This window comes from Exiguobacterium sp. s194 (genome assembly GCF_018618275.1).
In the GTDB taxonomy this organism is placed as follows: domain Bacteria; phylum Bacillota; class Bacilli; order Exiguobacteriales; family Exiguobacteriaceae; genus Exiguobacterium; species Exiguobacterium chiriqhucha.
In genome coordinates this window covers 300,828-317,797 of record NZ_JACSLT010000001.1, presented here as the reverse complement: position 1 = coordinate 317,797, position 16,970 = coordinate 300,828, and the positions used below count along the sequence as shown (strand labels likewise).

Here is a 16,970-nt window from a genome sequence, read left to right as displayed (position 1 = left end):
AAGGAGAGTAGCCATGGAGACACGTCAGAATACCGTTCGTAGTTTGGAAGACCGAATCCCGTATATGAAAGATCAACGTCGTAAGAAAGCGAACCGACGTTTGTCGACGATCCTGTTGTTGTTCGCGGTGTTGATTGCGCTCGTCGTATATATGCAGACATCGGTGTCTGACGTGAAAGCGGTGAACGTAAACGGCCTGTCCTGGTTGACAGAAGCGTATGTGCTCGCCGAAACGGATATCGACACGTCCACGAAAATCGTTCAAGTGTCGCCGAACGGGATTGAACGGGAACTTCGTAAAGTGCCTGGCGTGAAAGACGTCTCGGTCGATCGCTCCTGGTATAACGTCGTGACGATTGACGTCGAAGAAGAGAAAATGATCGCCTATTCACGAACGGACGAAGAGGAAGTCGTCGTCCTCGCTGACGGTTCTTTGCACCCGACTGGATCGATTACGGATCCAGAGAAGCTAAAAGACGGTCCGTTGTTGCGTGAATTCACCGATGCGGCGGAACTCGAGAAAATCGCGACTGAACTCGAGCAAGTCGACGACGCGATGCGGGCCAGGATGTCAGAGATTGTCTTCTCGAAACAGAAAGGCGAACCGACACGATATGAGATTTATATGAACGACGGCAACACGATTCAGACGCCGACGTTCAAGCTCAGTCAAACGGTATCCAAGTACGGCGAAATCTATGAAAATATTCCAAAAGGACAGCGGGGAACCGTCGTCATGGATGGCGGATATTATTTCGTTCCGTACGAAAAACCGAAAGAATAATCTGAATTTTTACAGCCCTTAGACACATAAGGGCTGTTTTTTTATCGATTGTAATCGAATTGACACCCCAAAACCGCGTAATTTGTAGGATTCTACCTTTTCTCACTATCTTATTTGTTGTAAACTTAGACGTGAGATATCTTGCCGGACCTAACAATATTTTTGGATATCTGTAACAATGTAACGGAATTCAAGCACAGAAATTAAAGCGCGGAGGTGTTTCCCTTTTGGAAGCGAATGGTTATGTGGCCGCATTGGATATAGGAACGTCAGAAATTAAGCTCGTCGTGGGTGAATTACTCGGGGGAACGCTTAACATTTTGGCGGAGGGGTGTGCCCCGTCTGCAGGAGTAAAACGTGGCGCCGTCGTCGACATCGATAAGACGGTTCAAGCCATCAAGCAAGCCGTCGAACATGCCGAAGCGGCGCTCGGTGATCAAATTCGGTCGGTATACGTTGCCATCGAAGGGGAACATATCCAAATCGCCCCATGTCATGGAATTGCATCAGTCAAACGAGAAGACCAAGAAATTACGGACACAGACGTCATCGAAGTCATCAATTCGGCGCAAGTTATGCGCTTGCCGGATGAGATGAGCGTCATCGATGTGATTCCTTCTTCTTTCACGGTCGATCAACAGACAGGTGTCGTCGATCCCCGCGGAATGCTCGGTTACCGTTTAGAGATGCACGGTAAGATGGTGACCGGTTCGAAGACGATTTTACATAGCATTCGTCGTTCCATCGAACGGGCAGGATTGAAACTAGAAGGTTTCGTCCTCGGCAATTTGGCGCTCGGCATGAGTGCGGCTTCGGTCGATGAAATCGATTTAGGTATCGGCTTGGTCGATATCGGTCATGAAAAAACGACCGTCTCGGTCTTTTATCGAGGCGACCTCGTCTACTCATATATCCTTCCGGTCGGAGGCGATCATATGACGCGCGACTTGGTGTACAAGCTCAATTGTAAATACCAAGACGCCAAAGTGGCGAAAGAAGAATACGGACTTGCCCTCGAAGAGATGGCGGACGCCTCAGAAGGGTTCTCGTTCACGAACATCAACGGGGAAGTCACGTTCGAACCGCAATCAGAAATTAGTTACGTTTTAGAGGCAAGAATAGAGGAAATGTTCACGCTTGTGTTGAATAGAGTGCAAAAGGTAGGCGTTCCAACGCTCAGCGGAGGTTATCTCCTCTGTGGTGGGGCCGCTGCTTTACCTGGCATCCAAGAACTAGCGACTCGTGTCATGGGTCAAAAGACGAGACTGTATCAGCCATCGTCGATTGGCGTCAGACATCCGAAATACGCGACCGCGGTCGGCGTCCTCAAGTACGTACTTATGAGCGATCACCACGTCTCGAAGTCACGACTTGAAAAGCCGGATGACCGTGTGGCCGTCGCAAATCCAGACGGCACGTCTCAAACCGGGAACGTCCAAGACCACGACGATGATGTGGTACGGGACGACCGCGAGACGAAAAACGGTTTCGGTCGATTAATGGAAAAATTATTTGGCGTGTAAATTTGACGTTGTGTTAACAATTGGAAATTACGTAGGGGGATACCTGAAATGATGTACTTTGATGAGGCGATTGACGCCGTAGCAAAAATTAAAGTAATTGGAGTCGGGGGCGGCGGTTCAAACGCTGTCAACCGCATGATCGAGCACGGAGTACAAGGTGTCGAGTTCATCGCCGTCAACACGGACGCGCAAGCACTCAACATGTCGAAAGCGGACGTGAAGCTTCAACTCGGCGCGAAATTGACGCGTGGCCTCGGTGCCGGCGCGAATCCGGATATCGGTAAAAAAGCGGCAGAAGAGAGCCGCGAGCAGTTGATTGAAGCGCTCGATGGCGCGGATATGGTCTTCGTCACAGCAGGTATGGGCGGAGGAACTGGAACGGGGGCAGCACCTGTCATCGCCGAGATTTCAAAAGAAATCGGAGCGCTTACGGTCGGTGTCGTCACGAAACCGTTCATGTTCGAAGGACGCAAACGCATGCAACACGCCCAACACGGGATTCAAGCGTTCAAAGAAAAAGTCGATACACTCATCGTCATTCCAAACGACAAGTTGCTTGAAATCGTCGAGCGCAACACGCCGATGATCGAAGCGTTCCGCGAAGCGGATAACGTCCTTCGCCAAGGTGTCCAAGGAATCACGGACTTGATCGCCATTCCTGGTCTCATCAACCTTGACTTCGCTGACGTCAAGACGATCATGACTGAAAAAGGTTCGGCGCTCATGGGTGTCGGTGTCGCCACTGGCGAGAACCGTGCCGTTGAAGCAGCGAAGAAAGCCATCTCATCTCCACTTCTCGAGTCTTCAATCGAAGGCGCGAAAGGTGTCTTGATGAACATCACAGGCGGACTTAGCCTCAGCTTGTACGAAGTCACGGAAGCTGCCCAAATCGTTCAAAGTGCCGCTGATGAAGAAGTGAACTTGATTTTCGGTTCGGTCATCAACGAAAACTTGAACGACGAGATTATCGTTACCGTGATTGCAACTGAATTCGCAGAAGAAGCGCAAGGGACGAACCCGTTCCTTCAGCAACCGAAGAAACAACCGGAAGCTGAAGTGAACCGTGAGGCTCAACCGAAAGCGCAAGAAGCTGCGCCACAAGATGAAGGGAACTTCCATAGACCGGTCTATGGTGGGGACGTCCCAGACGAGACGATCAACATCCCAGCGTTCGTAAGACAACGCCGTAACTAAACAACAGGGGGTGCCGGTTCTCGGCATCCCCTTTTTCTAAAAAAGGAGAATCATATGCGACTGTTACATACATGGGAAACCGAGACGTATCGCTATCAGGCTTATGTGACGACCCGGACGGACGGACATAATGAAGGCAACGTCGGACTCCACGTTGGCGATGACGCAGAACAGGTCGTCGCCAATCGGGAGTACTTCTTTGACGCGGCGGGTCTCGCCCTCGCGGATTCGGTCTGGGCTGACCAAGTTCATCAGACGAACGTTGAAGTCGTCGGCGACGCCGACCGCGGCAGAGGCGCATATCGCTATGACGAAACGATTCCGGCGACAGACGGTCTCATCACGACGGCCGACGCGTTGCCACTCGCCCTCGTCTTTGCCGACTGCGTCCCGCTGTTCTTCTGTGCCGAGGACCACGGCGTCATCGGTGTGGCGCATGCCGGTTGGAAAGGGACGGTCGGGAACATTGTCGCCGCAATGACGGATGCGTTCGCCACGCTCGGTGTTCCGGCCGAAGCGATTGACATGTTCGTCGGGCCAGCCATCACAGCCGAGCATTATGAGGTCGACCGCCGCGTCCTGGATGCGGTCGAAGCGGTCTCACCGGCTGCATATACGTCATCGGTCATGGACGAACGAGCAGGCCACGCCCGTCTATCCCTGCAACGAGTGAATGAGACGCTCGCTGTGGAACGAAATATCGAGGTCACCCAATCGAACTTGTCGACCGTTTCTGATCAAACCTTTTTCTCGTATCGGAACGGAGACGCCAAGCGTCGCTTTGCGGCCGTCCTCGTCAAGGAGAAGAAATCGTGAGTATAGCCAACAATGTGAATCAAGTCAGACAGACGATCAACGCGCATCGGACCGATCAAGCGGTGACGCTCATCGCGGTCACGAAATCGGTCGGTCCCGACGTGGCGAACGCCCTCTATGCAGAAGGCATCCGCGACTTCGGCGAAAATCGTCCTGAAGGATTGCTTGAAAAAGTCGAGCAGTTGCCGCCTGATGCCAAGTTTCATTTCATCGGCAGCCTGCAGACACGTAAAGTGAGACAAATTATCGACCGTGTGGCAGCGATTCATTCGCTCGATCGTCTCTCGCTCGCCGAAGAGATCGATAAACGCGCCCAAGGCGTGATCGATTGTTTCGTGCAAGTGAACGTATCGGGCGAAGCATCAAAACATGGTCTCGAAAAAGAGGAAGTCATCCCGTTCATCGAGAACTGTAAACAGTATCCTCACGTGCGGATCATCGGTTTGATGACGATGGCCCCGTTCACAGAGGACGAGACGGTGATTCGGGAGACGTTCCGAAACTTGAGACAATTGCGCGATGACGTCGCGCGTCATGCTTATCCGCATGCACCGTGTACCGAACTGTCAATGGGTATGTCGAATGACTACACGTTGGCGATTGAAGAAGGCGCATCGTTTGTTCGTATTGGAACCGTACTTGTGCAATAATATATTTTAAGGAGGAATCCGTTATGTCAATCAAAAACAAAATGAAGGACTTCTTTGGACTCGAGGAAGATCCGAACAACCAGTTCGAAGGAGACGAGTATGCTGTCGCCGAAACGAAGACACAACCGATGACGGAGGCAATCGTCAAAACTGAGGACCGTCCGAAAACATCGAACAATATCGTCGCGTTGAACACGAAGAAGAAAGAACGTTCAAAAGTCGTCTTGGCCGAGCCGCGTGTATTCGCCGAAGCCCAAGATATCAGCGACCAGTTGAAAGAAAACCGGGCCGTCATCGTCAACCTTCAACGGATGTCGAAAGAGCAGTCTCGTCAAGTCGTCAACTTCTTGTCAGGTGTCGTCTATGCGTTAGAAGGGACGATGACGTCGATTGGACATAACACGATTCTATGTACTCCGAACAACATCGAGTTGACGGGGTCGATCTCGAACTTGATTTCGGAGGACGAACTCAATAGTAAAGGGTGGTAACTGAATGGAAAATGCTATACCTGCGTTAGGCAACACGATCGTTACATTACTTGGATATTATAGTTGGGTCTTGATTGCCTATATTTTATTATCGTGGTTCCCAAATGCGCGTGAATCAAAGTTTGGTCAAATCTTGTCGTATCTTTGCGAACCGTTTTTGAATCCGTTTCGTCGCATCATCCCACCAATCGGCGGGATGCTCGACATCTCCCCAATCGTCGCTTTATTTGTGCTACGGATGGCGCAATTTGGAGTGCGTGCGATTTTCGGTATTTAAATGAGCGTCTTCGATCATTATCGACCGAACGAACGGGCATTTATCGAGCAAGTGCTTGATTGGGTTCAACAAGTCGAGGACAACTATATGTTGAAAGTGACGGACTTTTTAGATCCACGCGAGCAACAAATCGTCCGGCAACTCGTCGGAAAGCAGCTCGCGATTTACGAGGATGGCGGATTTGTCGGCGCGGAACGGCGTCGTCTCATCCTGGCTCCGGATTATTACGAGCTCGACCCGAACGATTTCGAGATTGCGATTCGTCAAATCGACTATCCGACCAAGTTCGTCGAATTGACGCACCGTCAAGTGACGGGAACGCTCTTGAACGCCGGGTTGAAGCGGCAGAAGTTTGGCGACGTCGTCCTCGATGATGGCATCGCCCAGTTCGCCACGACGCGTGACGCGGCCGGTTTCATCGAGATGAACGTCGATCGGGTCGGCAAGGCCCGGATTCGCATCTCCGAAGTGGCGCCCGAGGCTGTGCTCGTCGTACCTGAAGTCAAATGGAGCGATGAGTTCGGTATCGTCTCATCACTCCGGTTTGACACGGTCGTCAGCGAAGTGCTCGGTTTATCTCGGCAAAAAGCGCAGGCGCTCGTCAAACATGGAGACTGTAAAGTGAATCATAAACCGATTGATGATCCGAGCTTCATCCTTGAACCAGACGATTTGGTCTCGATCCGAGGGTATGGCCGTGTCAAACTGACGGCGATTCTCGGCTCGACAAAGCGTGAGAAAATAAAAATCCAGTATGGCATCATACGTTGAACTTAGGAGGAAAGTCGAATGGCGTTGACACCGATTGATATTCATAATAAAGAGTTCTCGACTCGTTTTCGCGGGTACGATATCGATGAGGTCAATGAATTTTTAGATCAAATCATTAAAGAATTTGAACTATTGATTCGTGAGAATAGAAGGTACGAAGAGCTCGTCAACGATATGCAAGCCCGTATCGACTACTTCTCCTCGATGGAAGACACGTTGAACAAATCGATTATCGTCGCCCAAGAAGCAGCTGAAGAAGTGAAGACGAACGCGGCCAAGGAAGCGAGTCTCATTTTGAAGCAAGCCGAACGCGAGGCGCTCGCCCGTGAGGAAGAAGCCTCACGCAAAGAGCAGCTCGCCGAACGTGAAGTCATTCAAATGCTCAAGAAAGTCGAATTGTACCGGACCCGGTTCCGCGTCCTCGTCGATGCTCAGATGGAGCTCTTGAACAGCACGGAATGGGACACGATTGTTGGGGAGCCGCCGGTCCAGACGGTTCTTGACGATACGACCGAACTTGCGTATAATGACGACGAAGTCATACCAACAAAACATCACGGATAATACACAATACGTCGATTAGGACACGTCGATAAAGTCATACCTACGAAGCGACTTAGGGAAGGTGCAAGCCTAAGAGAAAGACTTTATCGGTATCCCCTATGAGTGTCGGGCTGAAGTTAGTAAGCGCGACCGCCTGACCTCGTTATCGGTTACCAAGAGCGGTCTCGGGGTTTTTCCTGAGATTAGTAGGGTGGTACCGCGAGTCGACCAACTCGTCCCTATTAGGGGCGGGTTTTTTTGTTGTCAAAAAAAGATGCAGGAGGAGTTTCAATGAACTACAAAGACACACTATTGATGCCTGACACAGAATTCGCGATGCGCGGAAATCTGCCGAAACGTGAGCCAGCGATGCATGAGGCTTGGGAACAGATGGACCTATACAACCGCGTCCAAGAGAAAAACGCTGGGAAACCGCAATACATCCTTCACGACGGACCTCCGTACGCGAATGGTGACATCCATATGGGCCACGCGCTCAACAAAGTATTGAAAGACATCATCGTCCGTTTCAAATCATTGAACGGCTACCAGTCACCGATGATTCCGGGCTGGGACACACATGGTCTCCCAATCGAGAACGCGCTTCAAAAAGCGGGTGTCAACCGCAAAGAAATGACGGTCGCCGAGTTCCGTGAGAAGTGTGCAGCGTATGCGATGGAACAAGTGAACTCGCAACGTGAACAGTTCAAACGCCTCGGATTGCTCGCTGATTTTGACAACCCATACATCACGCTCCTCCCAGAATACGAAGCGGCTCAAATCCGTCTCTTCGGGACGATGGCCGAAAAAGGCTACATCTATAAAGGGAAGAAACCGGTCTATTGGTCACCTTCTTCTGAATCGGCGCTCGCTGAGGCAGAAATCGAATATTATGACAAGAAGTCACCGGCCATTTACGTGGCGTTCCAAGTCGTCGACGGGAAAGACGTTCTTCAGACGACCGATCATTTCGTCATCTGGACGACGACACCGTGGACAATTCCAGCCAACCTCGGGATCGCGGTCAGCGACGAGTTGACGTACACGCGTATCGAGCATGACGGCAAAGGCTATATCGTCGCCGAATCGCTCGTGGAAGAAGTGACGACGGCACTCAAGTGGACGGATTACACGGTGAGCGGTTCTTGGAACGGACGTGAGTTCGAGTACATGACGGCGCAACACCCGCTCTACGACCGGACCTCGCTCGTCATGATCGGCGATCACGTCACGGCTGACGCGACAGGTCTCGTCCATACGGCACCTGGGCACGGGGAAGACGACTATCGTGTCGGACAAGCGTACGGACTCGACGTCTTGTGCCCGGTCGACGACCGTGGTTATATGACGGATGAGGCGCCAGGTTTCGAAGGCTTGTTCTATGAAGACGCGAACAAACAAATCGGGATGAAGCTCGAAGAGAACGGCTATCTCCTCAACTTGAAATTCATCAAACACTCGTACCCGCACGACTGGCGTACGAAGAAACCGGTCATCTTCCGCGCGACACCGCAATGGTTCGCCTCAATCAAAGACTTCCGTGCCGATATGCTCCGTGAAATCGAAGAAGTGAACTGGGTGCCGGAATGGGGCATGACACGTCTCTACAACATGGTCCGTGACCGTGGGGACTGGGTCATCAGCCGTCAACGTGCCTGGGGTGTTCCAATCCCGATCTTCTATGCCGAAGACGGAACGGAGATCATCACGAACGAGACGATCGAACATATCGCCAACTTGTTCCACGAGCACGGATCGAACGTCTGGTATGAGCGTGAAGCGAAAGACTTGTTGCCAGCAGGCTTCACACACCCGAACAGCCCGAACGGCGAGTTCCGTAAAGAGCTCGACATCATGGACGTTTGGTTCGACTCAGGTTCGTCACATGCGGGCGTACTCGAACAGCGCGACAACTTGCGCCGCCCGGCCGACTTGTACCTTGAAGGATCGGACCAATACCGCGGCTGGTTCAACTCGTCACTCTCGACGGCTGTCGCGACGACTGGCAAAGCGCCGTATCGCAACGTGCTCAGCCACGGTTTCGTTCTCGACGGAGACGGACGCAAGATGTCGAAGTCACTCGGTAACACGATTGCACCGAACGACCTCGTCAAACAGTACGGAGCAGAAATCGTCCGTCTTTGGGTGTCGTCGGTCGACTATCAGTCAGATGTCCGCGCGTCACACGATAACTTTAAACAAGTGTCGGAAGTATACCGGAAAATCCGCAACACGTTGCGCTTCTTGCTCGGTAACTTGAACGGATTCGACCCGTCGATGCGTGTCGCGTTCGAAGACATGCCGGAAGCGGACCGCTTCATGGCGACAAAACTCAAACAGCTTCAAGCGAAAGTCGTCAAAGCATACGACACGTTCGACTTCATGGCCGTCTATCACTTGAGCCATAACTTCTGTGTCAACGAGTTGTCGTCATTCTATCTCGACTTCACGAAAGATATCTTGTATATCGAGCGCGAAGATGACGCGCGTCGTCGTGCCGTTCAAACGGTCATGTATGACACGGTCGTCACGCTCACGAAATTACTCGCCCCAATCCTTCCGCACACGGCGGATGAGGTATGGCAAGAAGTGCCGGCGAAACAAGCGGATAGCGTCTTCTTGACGGACCTTGACGAAGTAGCGGCATTGTCGGAAGACGAGAAGGCGTTGCTTGCGAAATGGTCGAAGTTCCTCACGTTCCGTGACGACGTCTTGAAAGCAATCGAGATTGCCCGTGGTGAGAAATTGATCGGGAAACCGCTCGAAGCGAAGTTGCTCGTTGCGCCGAAAGGTGAGACGAAACAGTTGCTCGAGACGATCGACAACGTGCGCCAATTGCTACAAGTGTCACAGCTTGATTACGTCGACTCGGCTGATGTCGATTATGCGACAGCCGAAATCAGCGTCTTGAAAGCTGATGGTGCCGCTTGTGCCCGCTGCTGGACGTACTCGACCGAGCTTGGTCAAGACGAACAGCACCCAGAGCTTTGCCCGCGTTGTACAGAAGTCATCGCATAAGCCGGACCGGAGTGGCGATCGTCCACTCCGGTTTCTTATGACTTGAAAGGAGAATCTGATGAAACGTTACTACGGATTAGCACTTTTCCTCATTTTGCTCGACCAAGTGACCAAATGGATCGTCGTCCAGACGATGACAATCGGACAGTCGATTGAACTCATCCCTGGGTTGCTTTATTTGACGTCTTACCGTAATAAAGGTGCGGCTTGGGGCATGCTCGAAGGGCAGATGGTGTTCTTCTTTATCGTCACGGCCATCGTCGTCGTCGGTTTGATTTACTTCTTGCATAAAGAAGTGAACGGGTTCGATTTGCTCGGTTATAGCGTCGGGTTACTACTCGCCGGTGCCATCGGGAACTTTATCGACCGTCTCTTCCGCGGAGAAGTCGTCGACTTTGTCGACACGTACCCGTTCGGATACAACTTCCCCATCTTTAATGTCGCCGATATGGCGCTCACGTTCGGGGTCATCTTTATGATCATCGGCGTCTTGTTCGAAGAAAAATTAAACAAAGAAAGGGGACAATCGTAATGGAAACTTACACATTTGTCGCCGAAGAAAAGGCTCGTATCGATAAATGGATGAGCGAACAAAGTGATTGGTCACGTTCGCAAATCCAAGACTGGATCAAGGCGGGAGACCTGCTCGTCAATGGACAGATCGTCAAGCCGAACTATAAATTGCAAGAAGGCGACGAAATCGTCGTGACGGTCCCAGATGCCGTCGAACTCGAAGTGTTACCTGAGGATATCCCGCTCGACGTCGTCTATGAGGACGAGGATGTCATCGTCGTCAATAAGGCACGCGGCATGGTCGTCCATCCGGCGGCCGGCCATACGTCAGGGACGCTCGTCAACGCGCTCCTTTACCACTGTGACGATTTGTCAGGCATCAATGGCGTCAAACGTCCAGGCATCGTCCACCGCATCGACAAAGACACGACCGGTCTTCTCATGGTCGCGAAAAATGATGTGGCCCACGAATCGCTCGCGAGCCAGTTGAAGGATCGTAAAATCAAGCGTGAATATATCGCCCTCGTCCACGGCGAAGTCGCCCATGAACTTGGGACAATCGAAGCGCCAATCGGACGTGACACGAACGACCGTCAACGGATGACGGTGACCGACAAGAACGCGAAAGAAGCGATCACGCACTTCCGTCTGCTCGAGCGATACAAAGATTTCACGCTCGTCGAGTGTAAATTGGAGACGGGACGGACGCACCAAATCCGCGTTCACATGCGTTATATCGGCCATCCGCTTGCTGGTGACCCGAAATACGGTCCACGCCGTACGATTCAATTGAACGGTCAAGCGCTCCACGCGGCGACGCTCGGTTTCTTCCATCCACGCACGAACGAATGGCTTGAATTCGAGGCGAAACTCCCAGCCGACTTCGAGGCGGAGCTTGCCAAATTAGACAAAATCGAGAAAACGCGTTGACTTTCAACCGATTCCGATTTATAGTCTAGGAAGCATAACACCTTTAAACCCAGTCCAGAGAGGCTGTGAAAGGATTGTGGCCGCGGCCACGACACGTCGATTATTTGAGGCAGAGGTCTGCCCTCACATATGAAGACTTCCTTTTCCAGCCGGATGAGGAAGTCTTCTTTTTTTATATAATTTGTGAGAGGGGGGAACTAGTTGAAACGTTCCACCATTTTAGATGAAGCGGCCATCCGCCGTGCACTTACCCGAATCGCCCATGAGATTATCGAGCGAAACAAAGGGACGGACAACGTCGTACTCGTCGGGATTAAAACCAGAGGCGAGACGCTCGCCGACCGGCTCGCCCGCCGAATCGAAGAAATCGAAGGCAAACCGATTGCCCTCGGCAACTTAGACATCACGCTCTACCGGGATGACTTATCAAAGAAATCACTCGACCCGGAAGTGAAAGCGACCGAGTTACCGCATGATATCAACGGCAAGACGGTCGTCTTGATTGACGACGTCCTTTATACAGGCCGGACAGTGCGGGCTGCCATGGACGCACTCGTCGACCACGGACGGCCGGATTATATCCAGCTCGCCGTCTTGATCGACCGCGGACACCGTGAGTTACCGATTCGCCCCGACTTTGTCGGCAAGAACGTCCCGACGTCGAAGTCGGAACAAGTCGTCGTCAGACTCAGTGAAGTCGATGCGACCGACGAAGTATTCATCAAACAGCAATAATCAAAAAACCTTTAAGGTGGTCCAGAGAGGCCAGGAAGGAGAACCACATATGAAACCCATCCTCAACATCCACGAGCGTCCCGCTCACTTACCGCAATGGCTGCTCTTCAGCCTGCAACACGTCTTCGCCATGTTCGGAGCGACGATTTTAGTCCCGATTTTGACGGGCCTAAGCACGTCCGTCGCCCTCGTCGCTTCCGGTGTGGCCACGCTCTCATTCCTAGCAATCACACGTTTCAAAGTCCCAACTTATCTCGGATCGAGCTTCGCGTACATCGCGCCGATTATCGCCGTCAGTCAACAATGGGGTGTCGAAGCCGCCTTGTTCGGAGGCATCATCGCCGGTTCCGTCTACGGCGTCGTCTCGCTCGTCATCTATAAGACAGGCGTGAACTGGTTGCTACGCTTGCTGCCGCCGGTCGTCGTCGGTCCGGTCATCATGGTCATCGGCTTATCGCTCGCACCGGTCGCCATCGACATGTCGATGAATAAGGACGGGGCATACAACGGAACGTTCATCACCGTCGCGTTGCTCACGCTCGGTATTACGATTCTCGCCATGACGACGCTCAAAGGAGTATGGGGCGCTGTTCCGATCTTGTTCGGAATCATCGGTGGTTACTTCATCGCCGCACTGTTCGGAATCATCGACTACTCGGCGCTCGGACAAGCGAGTTTGTTCCAACTGCCTGACTTCACGATGGTGTTCGTCGACTACATGCCGATGTGGCAAGTCGGGGCACTCCTCGCCATCGTCCCAGTCGCACTCGTCACGATGACGGAACATATCGGCGACCAGATGGTCACGTCGAAAATCATCGGCCGCGAGACGATGAAAGACCCAGGTCTCCATCGGACCCTCCTCGGCGACGGGGTCGGGAAAGCGGTCGCCTCGGCACTCGGTGGTCCACCGTGTACGACTTACGGTGAGAACAACGGGGTCATGGCTATCACGAAAGTGTATAGCGTCTACGTCATCGCCGGAGCGGCGCTCATGGCCATCAGTTTCGGATTCCTCGGACACGTCGAAGCGTTCATCTCGACGATTCCGAACCCGGTCAAAGGCGGCATCTCGATCCTCTTGTTCGGGGTCATCGCCTCGAACGGTCTCCGGACGATGGTCGAGAGCAACGTCGATCTCGCCGAGAAACGCAACCTCATCATCGCCTCGGTCATCCTCGTCATCGGACTCGGTGGGGCGATGGTCCAACTCGGTAGCTTCCCGGTCCAAGGGATGGCGCTCGCAACGGTCGTCGGGATTCTCTTGAACGCCTTCTTGCCAAAAGCGGAAAGCGTGGAAGAACCTGCTGCCGAAACAACTGAAGACACACGACAAGCAAGTAACTTTTAATTCGATCCCGTGAGGTCGGCAAAGTGAAGGCTCGTTTATTTGGGTGTGTTCTGCCCAGATAAAGGCGTCCCTTCACGTAGGTGAAGAGACGCCTTTTCTCTTTGCCTTCACATAAAAGGAGGAGACGAACATGAACATCATCAAACAACAACCGAAGCATTTTGTCAGCCTGGACACGCTATCCCTCGACGAGATTATGGGTCTGATCGAGGAGTCGCTCCGCTATAAACAAGGGAACATGCCCCCATTGTTCGATGGGAAGACGGTCGCGAATTTATTCTTTGAAAACTCGACGCGAACGAAAAATTCGTTTCAAATGGCCGAACGGCACTTGAAAGTACAAGAGATTCCGTTCGACGTGGCGACGTCATCGGTGACGAAAGGCGAGACGCTGTACGACACGTGCAAGACGCTCGAGGCAATCGGGGTCGATGCCCTCGTCATCCGCCATCCGGAGTCGGGCTATTACCATGAACTCGTTGAAAAGTTGAACATCCCGGTGTTGAACGGCGGTGACGGGAGCGGGGAACACCCATCGCAGTCACTGTTAGACCTCGTCACGATCTTTGAAGAGTTCAAGACGTTCGAAGGGTTGAACATCGCCATCTGCGGTGACCTCGTCCATAGCCGCGTCGCACGTTCGAACGCAAGCGTATTGAAACGCCTGGGGGCGAACGTCGTCGGCTGCAGCCCCGCCTCTTGGTGGGACGAGTCGATGGGGCTCGAGCATCGGGACCTCGACGATGTGTTAGCGGACTGTGACGTCGTCATGCTGCTCCGCGTTCAGCACGAACGCCACATCATGGGCGACATCTTCTCGAAGGAAGATTATCATGCGCGCTACGGGTTGACGCCCGAACGCGTCGACCGAATGAAAGGACGAGCGATCATCATGCATCCGGCACCGGTCAACCGTGACGTCGAGATCGCCGGCAGTTTGATTGAACATCCGAAGTCGAGGATCTTTCCACAGATGACGAACGGCGTTTACGCCCGGATGGCCATTTTAAATCGAGCATTAGGGGGACAATTATGATACTTCAACACGCAACTTGGTATGACGGGAACACGAAACGGACGACGAATCTATTGATCGAGGACGGCGAAATCCGCTCGATCGACTATGACGGCACGACCGAAGGACATGACGTGATCGATGCGACAGGGAAGCTCCTCATTCCGGGGCTCGTCGATGTCCACGTCCACTTGCGCGAGCCGGGCGGGGAGAAGAAAGAGACGATCAAGACGGGTACTGAGGCGGCTGCGGCCGGCGGGTTCACCACAATCTGCGCCATGCCGAACACACGTCCCGTCCCGGACGACCGGGCGACGATGGACCAGCTCCTGGCTAAAATCGAGCAAGACGCCATCGTGCGTGTCCTGCCATACGCCGCCATCACGAAACGACAGCTCGGCACCGAGCAAGTCGACATGGCCTCGCTCGCAGATTCGTTCGCCTTCACCGACGACGGAGTTGGCGTCCAATCGGCAGCGATGATGCGCGCGGCGATGCGGGAAGCGAAACGACTCGACAAGGCGATTGTCGCCCATTGCGAGGACAATACGCTCAAGGCCGGTTCGGTCCACGAAGGCCGGTTCAGTGAAGAACATGACATCCAAGGCATCCCGAGCCTCGCCGAGAGCATCCATATCGCCCGGGACGTCTTGATCGCCGAAGAGACAGGCTGTCACTATCACGTCTGCCACGTCTCTTCACGACAGTCGGTGCGCGTCATCCGCGACGCCAAACGAGCCGGCATCCGGGTCACGGCCGAAGTGACACCGCATCACCTCGTCCTCTGTGAAGACGATATCCCGGGCCTCGACCCGAACTTTAAAATGAATCCGCCGCTCCGGAGCGCGGACGACCGGGAGGCGCTACTCGAGGGCTTGTTCGATGGCACGATCGATATGATCGCGACCGACCACGCCCCGCACACGGCCGAGGAGAAAGCGGCCGGCATGGAACGGGCCCCGTTCGGGATCACCGGTTTCGAGACGGCGTTCCCGCTCTTGTACACGACGTTCGTCAAAACGGGACAGATGGAAGAGGCGGCGCTCATCGAGTGGATGACGAAACGACCGAGCGACGTGTTCGGGTTGCCGTACGGTGTGATTGAAGTCGGCCGGGCGGCGGACCTCGCCCTCATCGACCCGGAGACGGAGCGGGTCGTCGATCCGACGACGTTCCGCTCGAAAGGGAAGAACACACCGTTCGCTGGGAAAAAACTAGTTGGCTGGCCGGTGATGACCATCGTGGCTGGGAAAATCGTATATAAGGGGAGATTCGATGAAACGAACATTATGGCTTGAGGACGGTACTTCATTTGTAGGAACAGCGTTTGGTGCAAGTGTGGAGACGATCGGGGAAGTCGTCTTCCAGACCGGGATGACCGGATATCAAGAGATGTTGTCTGACCCGTCTTACTGTGATCAACTCATCGTGTTGACGAATCCGTTGATCGGGAACTATGGCGTCAACCGCGAAGATTTCGAGACGACCGTTCCGATGGCGAAAGGGCTCATCGTCAAAGAAGTGTGCGACACACCGTCGAACTTCCGCTCGACCGCGACGCTTCATGATACGCTCAAACGCTTCAACATCCCGGGTCTAGCAGGAGTCGACACACGCATGTTGACGCGTCACTTGCGCTCACTCGGCGTCATGCGCGGTGTCATGGTCGACGGCGACTCGACGTGGGAGACGGTCCAACACCGCTTCGATGTTCTCCTGCCGACCAATCAAGTCGAGCGTGTCTCGACGAAGCGGGCGTATGTCAGCACCGGCAGCGGCCCACGGATTGCCCTCATCGATTTCGGCGCGAAGCTCGGCATCATGCGTGAACTCGTGAAGCGCGACTGTGAAGTCGTCGTCTTGCCGCACGACGTGACGGCCGAAGAAGTGATGCGCTATGAGCCGGACGGCGTCATGCTGTCGAACGGACCTGGGGACCCGAAAGACGTCCCGACGGCGTTACCGCTCATCGAGCGCCTCATGCCGACACTCCCGATCTTCGGGATCTGTCTCGGCCATCAGTTGATTGCACTCGCGAGCGGTGCCAACACGTTCAAACTCCCGTTCGGTCATCGCGGTGCCAACCATCCCGTGGTCGAACTAGAGACCGGAGCGGTGACAATCACGTCCCAAAACCACGGCTACGCAGTCGATGAAGCGTCGCTCGCGACGACAGGACTCGTCGTCACGCATCGCGCCGTCAACGATGGCACGGTCGAAGGAGTGAAGCATCTACATCATCCGACGTTCTCGGTCCAATACCATCCCGAGGCAGCACCGGGTCCATACGACGCCAACGATTTATTTGACCGTTTCATGCAACTCGTTCAAGAAAACAAACAGAAAGTAGGAATGTGAC

General features: G+C 53.5%; 17 protein-coding genes. All 17 read left to right on the top strand.

The annotated features are described in order from the left end of the window. Nucleotides 1–13 precede the first annotated feature (13 nt). The 17 genes from KNP85_RS01615 to KNP85_RS01535 all read left to right on the top strand — a co-directional run bounded on the left by KNP85_RS01615 (nucleotide 14) and on the right by KNP85_RS01535 (nucleotide 16,969). Nucleotides 14–784 (top strand): cell division protein FtsQ/DivIB, encoded by a 771-nt coding sequence (locus KNP85_RS01615; protein ID WP_029595734.1) that lies wholly within the window; start codon nucleotides 14–16, stop codon nucleotides 782–784. A 227-nt stretch (nucleotides 785–1,011) separates the two neighbouring features. Beyond that, on the top strand, nucleotides 1,012–2,307 hold the full coding sequence (gene ftsA, locus KNP85_RS01610) for a cell division protein FtsA (protein WP_021067046.1): 1,296 nt from the start codon (nucleotides 1,012–1,014) through the stop codon (nucleotides 2,305–2,307). Nucleotides 2,308–2,355: 48 nt separating this feature from the next. After that, nucleotides 2,356–3,501 (top strand): cell division protein FtsZ, encoded by a 1,146-nt coding sequence (gene ftsZ, locus KNP85_RS01605; RefSeq protein WP_021067047.1) that lies wholly within the window; start codon nucleotides 2,356–2,358, stop codon nucleotides 3,499–3,501. A gap of 54 nt (nucleotides 3,502–3,555) precedes the next feature. Then, entirely contained in the window at nucleotides 3,556–4,317 is a 762-nt protein-coding gene (pgeF, locus tag KNP85_RS01600) for a peptidoglycan editing factor PgeF (protein WP_021067048.1), read from the top strand. Then, nucleotides 4,314–4,967: a YggS family pyridoxal phosphate-dependent enzyme gene (locus KNP85_RS01595; protein WP_214800905.1), complete on the top strand. Its 654-nt coding sequence runs from the start codon at nucleotides 4,314–4,316 to the stop codon at nucleotides 4,965–4,967. The genes pgeF and KNP85_RS01595 overlap by 4 nt, the downstream gene beginning before the upstream one ends. Before the next feature lie 23 nt (nucleotides 4,968–4,990). Beyond that, a complete protein-coding gene (locus KNP85_RS01590) occupies nucleotides 4,991–5,458 on the top strand; it encodes a cell division protein SepF (protein ID WP_029595732.1) in 468 nt (155 codons plus the stop codon). Nucleotides 5,459–5,462: 4 nt separating this feature from the next. Further along, nucleotides 5,463–5,735, top strand: coding sequence for a YggT family protein (locus KNP85_RS01585; RefSeq protein WP_021067051.1), 273 nt, complete (start codon nucleotides 5,463–5,465; stop codon nucleotides 5,733–5,735). Continuing rightward, nucleotides 5,736–6,506 carry a YlmH family RNA-binding protein gene (locus tag KNP85_RS01580; protein WP_021067052.1) on the top strand — a complete coding sequence of 257 codons (771 nt, stop codon included), beginning with the start codon at nucleotides 5,736–5,738 and terminating at the stop codon, nucleotides 6,504–6,506. Nucleotides 6,507–6,524: 18 nt separating this feature from the next. Beyond that, on the top strand, nucleotides 6,525–7,070 hold the full coding sequence (locus tag KNP85_RS01575; protein WP_021067053.1) for a DivIVA domain-containing protein: 546 nt from the start codon (nucleotides 6,525–6,527) through the stop codon (nucleotides 7,068–7,070). 270 nt (nucleotides 7,071–7,340) lie between these two features. Beyond that, a complete protein-coding gene (ileS, locus tag KNP85_RS01570; RefSeq protein ID WP_058763332.1) occupies nucleotides 7,341–10,067 on the top strand; it encodes an isoleucine--tRNA ligase in 2,727 nt (908 codons plus the stop codon). Between the two features lie 58 nt (nucleotides 10,068–10,125). Beyond that, nucleotides 10,126–10,599: a signal peptidase II gene (gene lspA / locus KNP85_RS01565; RefSeq protein WP_021067055.1), complete on the top strand. Its 474-nt coding sequence runs from the start codon at nucleotides 10,126–10,128 to the stop codon at nucleotides 10,597–10,599. Continuing rightward, nucleotides 10,599–11,510: an RluA family pseudouridine synthase gene (locus KNP85_RS01560; protein ID WP_021067056.1), complete on the top strand. Its 912-nt coding sequence runs from the start codon at nucleotides 10,599–10,601 to the stop codon at nucleotides 11,508–11,510. The genes lspA and KNP85_RS01560 overlap by 1 nt, the downstream gene beginning before the upstream one ends. 201 nt (nucleotides 11,511–11,711) lie before the next feature. Beyond that, on the top strand, nucleotides 11,712–12,245 hold the full coding sequence (gene pyrR, locus KNP85_RS01555) for a bifunctional pyr operon transcriptional regulator/uracil phosphoribosyltransferase PyrR (RefSeq protein WP_021067057.1): 534 nt from the start codon (nucleotides 11,712–11,714) through the stop codon (nucleotides 12,243–12,245). Between the two features lie 49 nt (nucleotides 12,246–12,294). Beyond that, the gene (locus KNP85_RS01550) at nucleotides 12,295–13,596 is read left to right on the top strand and encodes a uracil-xanthine permease family protein (RefSeq protein ID WP_214713821.1); all 1,302 of its coding nucleotides are present in this window, start codon (nucleotides 12,295–12,297) and stop codon (nucleotides 13,594–13,596) included. A gap of 130 nt (nucleotides 13,597–13,726) precedes the next feature. Beyond that, a complete protein-coding gene (locus KNP85_RS01545) occupies nucleotides 13,727–14,632 on the top strand; it encodes an aspartate carbamoyltransferase catalytic subunit (RefSeq protein ID WP_214800903.1) in 906 nt (301 codons plus the stop codon). Further along, nucleotides 14,629–15,909 (top strand): dihydroorotase, encoded by a 1,281-nt coding sequence (locus tag KNP85_RS01540; RefSeq protein WP_214800901.1) that lies wholly within the window; start codon nucleotides 14,629–14,631, stop codon nucleotides 15,907–15,909. Before KNP85_RS01545 ends, KNP85_RS01540 begins: the two co-directional genes overlap by 4 nt. Next, on the top strand, nucleotides 15,887–16,969 hold the full coding sequence (locus tag KNP85_RS01535) for a carbamoyl phosphate synthase small subunit (RefSeq protein WP_029595727.1): 1,083 nt from the start codon (nucleotides 15,887–15,889) through the stop codon (nucleotides 16,967–16,969). Before KNP85_RS01540 ends, KNP85_RS01535 begins: the two co-directional genes overlap by 23 nt. Nucleotide 16,970 lies beyond the last annotated feature (1 nt).

Coding starts and splice junctions, on each gene's coding strand:
- KNP85_RS01615 (WP_029595734.1), top strand. CDS start 14: ATGGAGACACGTCAGAATACCGTTCGTAGTTTGGAAGACCGAATCCCG.
- ftsZ (WP_021067047.1), top strand. CDS start 2,356: ATGATGTACTTTGATGAGGCGATTGACGCCGTAGCAAAAATTAAAGTA.
- pgeF (WP_021067048.1), top strand. CDS start 3,556: ATGCGACTGTTACATACATGGGAAACCGAGACGTATCGCTATCAGGCT.
- KNP85_RS01590 (WP_029595732.1), top strand. CDS start 4,991: ATGTCAATCAAAAACAAAATGAAGGACTTCTTTGGACTCGAGGAAGAT.
- KNP85_RS01585 (WP_021067051.1), top strand. CDS start 5,463: ATGGAAAATGCTATACCTGCGTTAGGCAACACGATCGTTACATTACTT.
- KNP85_RS01580 (WP_021067052.1), top strand. CDS start 5,736: ATGAGCGTCTTCGATCATTATCGACCGAACGAACGGGCATTTATCGAG.
- KNP85_RS01575 (WP_021067053.1), top strand. CDS start 6,525: ATGGCGTTGACACCGATTGATATTCATAATAAAGAGTTCTCGACTCGT.
- ileS (WP_058763332.1), top strand. CDS start 7,341: ATGAACTACAAAGACACACTATTGATGCCTGACACAGAATTCGCGATG.
- lspA (WP_021067055.1), top strand. CDS start 10,126: ATGAAACGTTACTACGGATTAGCACTTTTCCTCATTTTGCTCGACCAA.
- KNP85_RS01560 (WP_021067056.1), top strand. CDS start 10,599: ATGGAAACTTACACATTTGTCGCCGAAGAAAAGGCTCGTATCGATAAA.
- KNP85_RS01550 (WP_214713821.1), top strand. CDS start 12,295: ATGAAACCCATCCTCAACATCCACGAGCGTCCCGCTCACTTACCGCAA.
- KNP85_RS01545 (WP_214800903.1), top strand. CDS start 13,727: ATGAACATCATCAAACAACAACCGAAGCATTTTGTCAGCCTGGACACG.
- KNP85_RS01540 (WP_214800901.1), top strand. CDS start 14,629: ATGATACTTCAACACGCAACTTGGTATGACGGGAACACGAAACGGACG.
- KNP85_RS01535 (WP_029595727.1), top strand. CDS start 15,887: ATGAAACGAACATTATGGCTTGAGGACGGTACTTCATTTGTAGGAACA.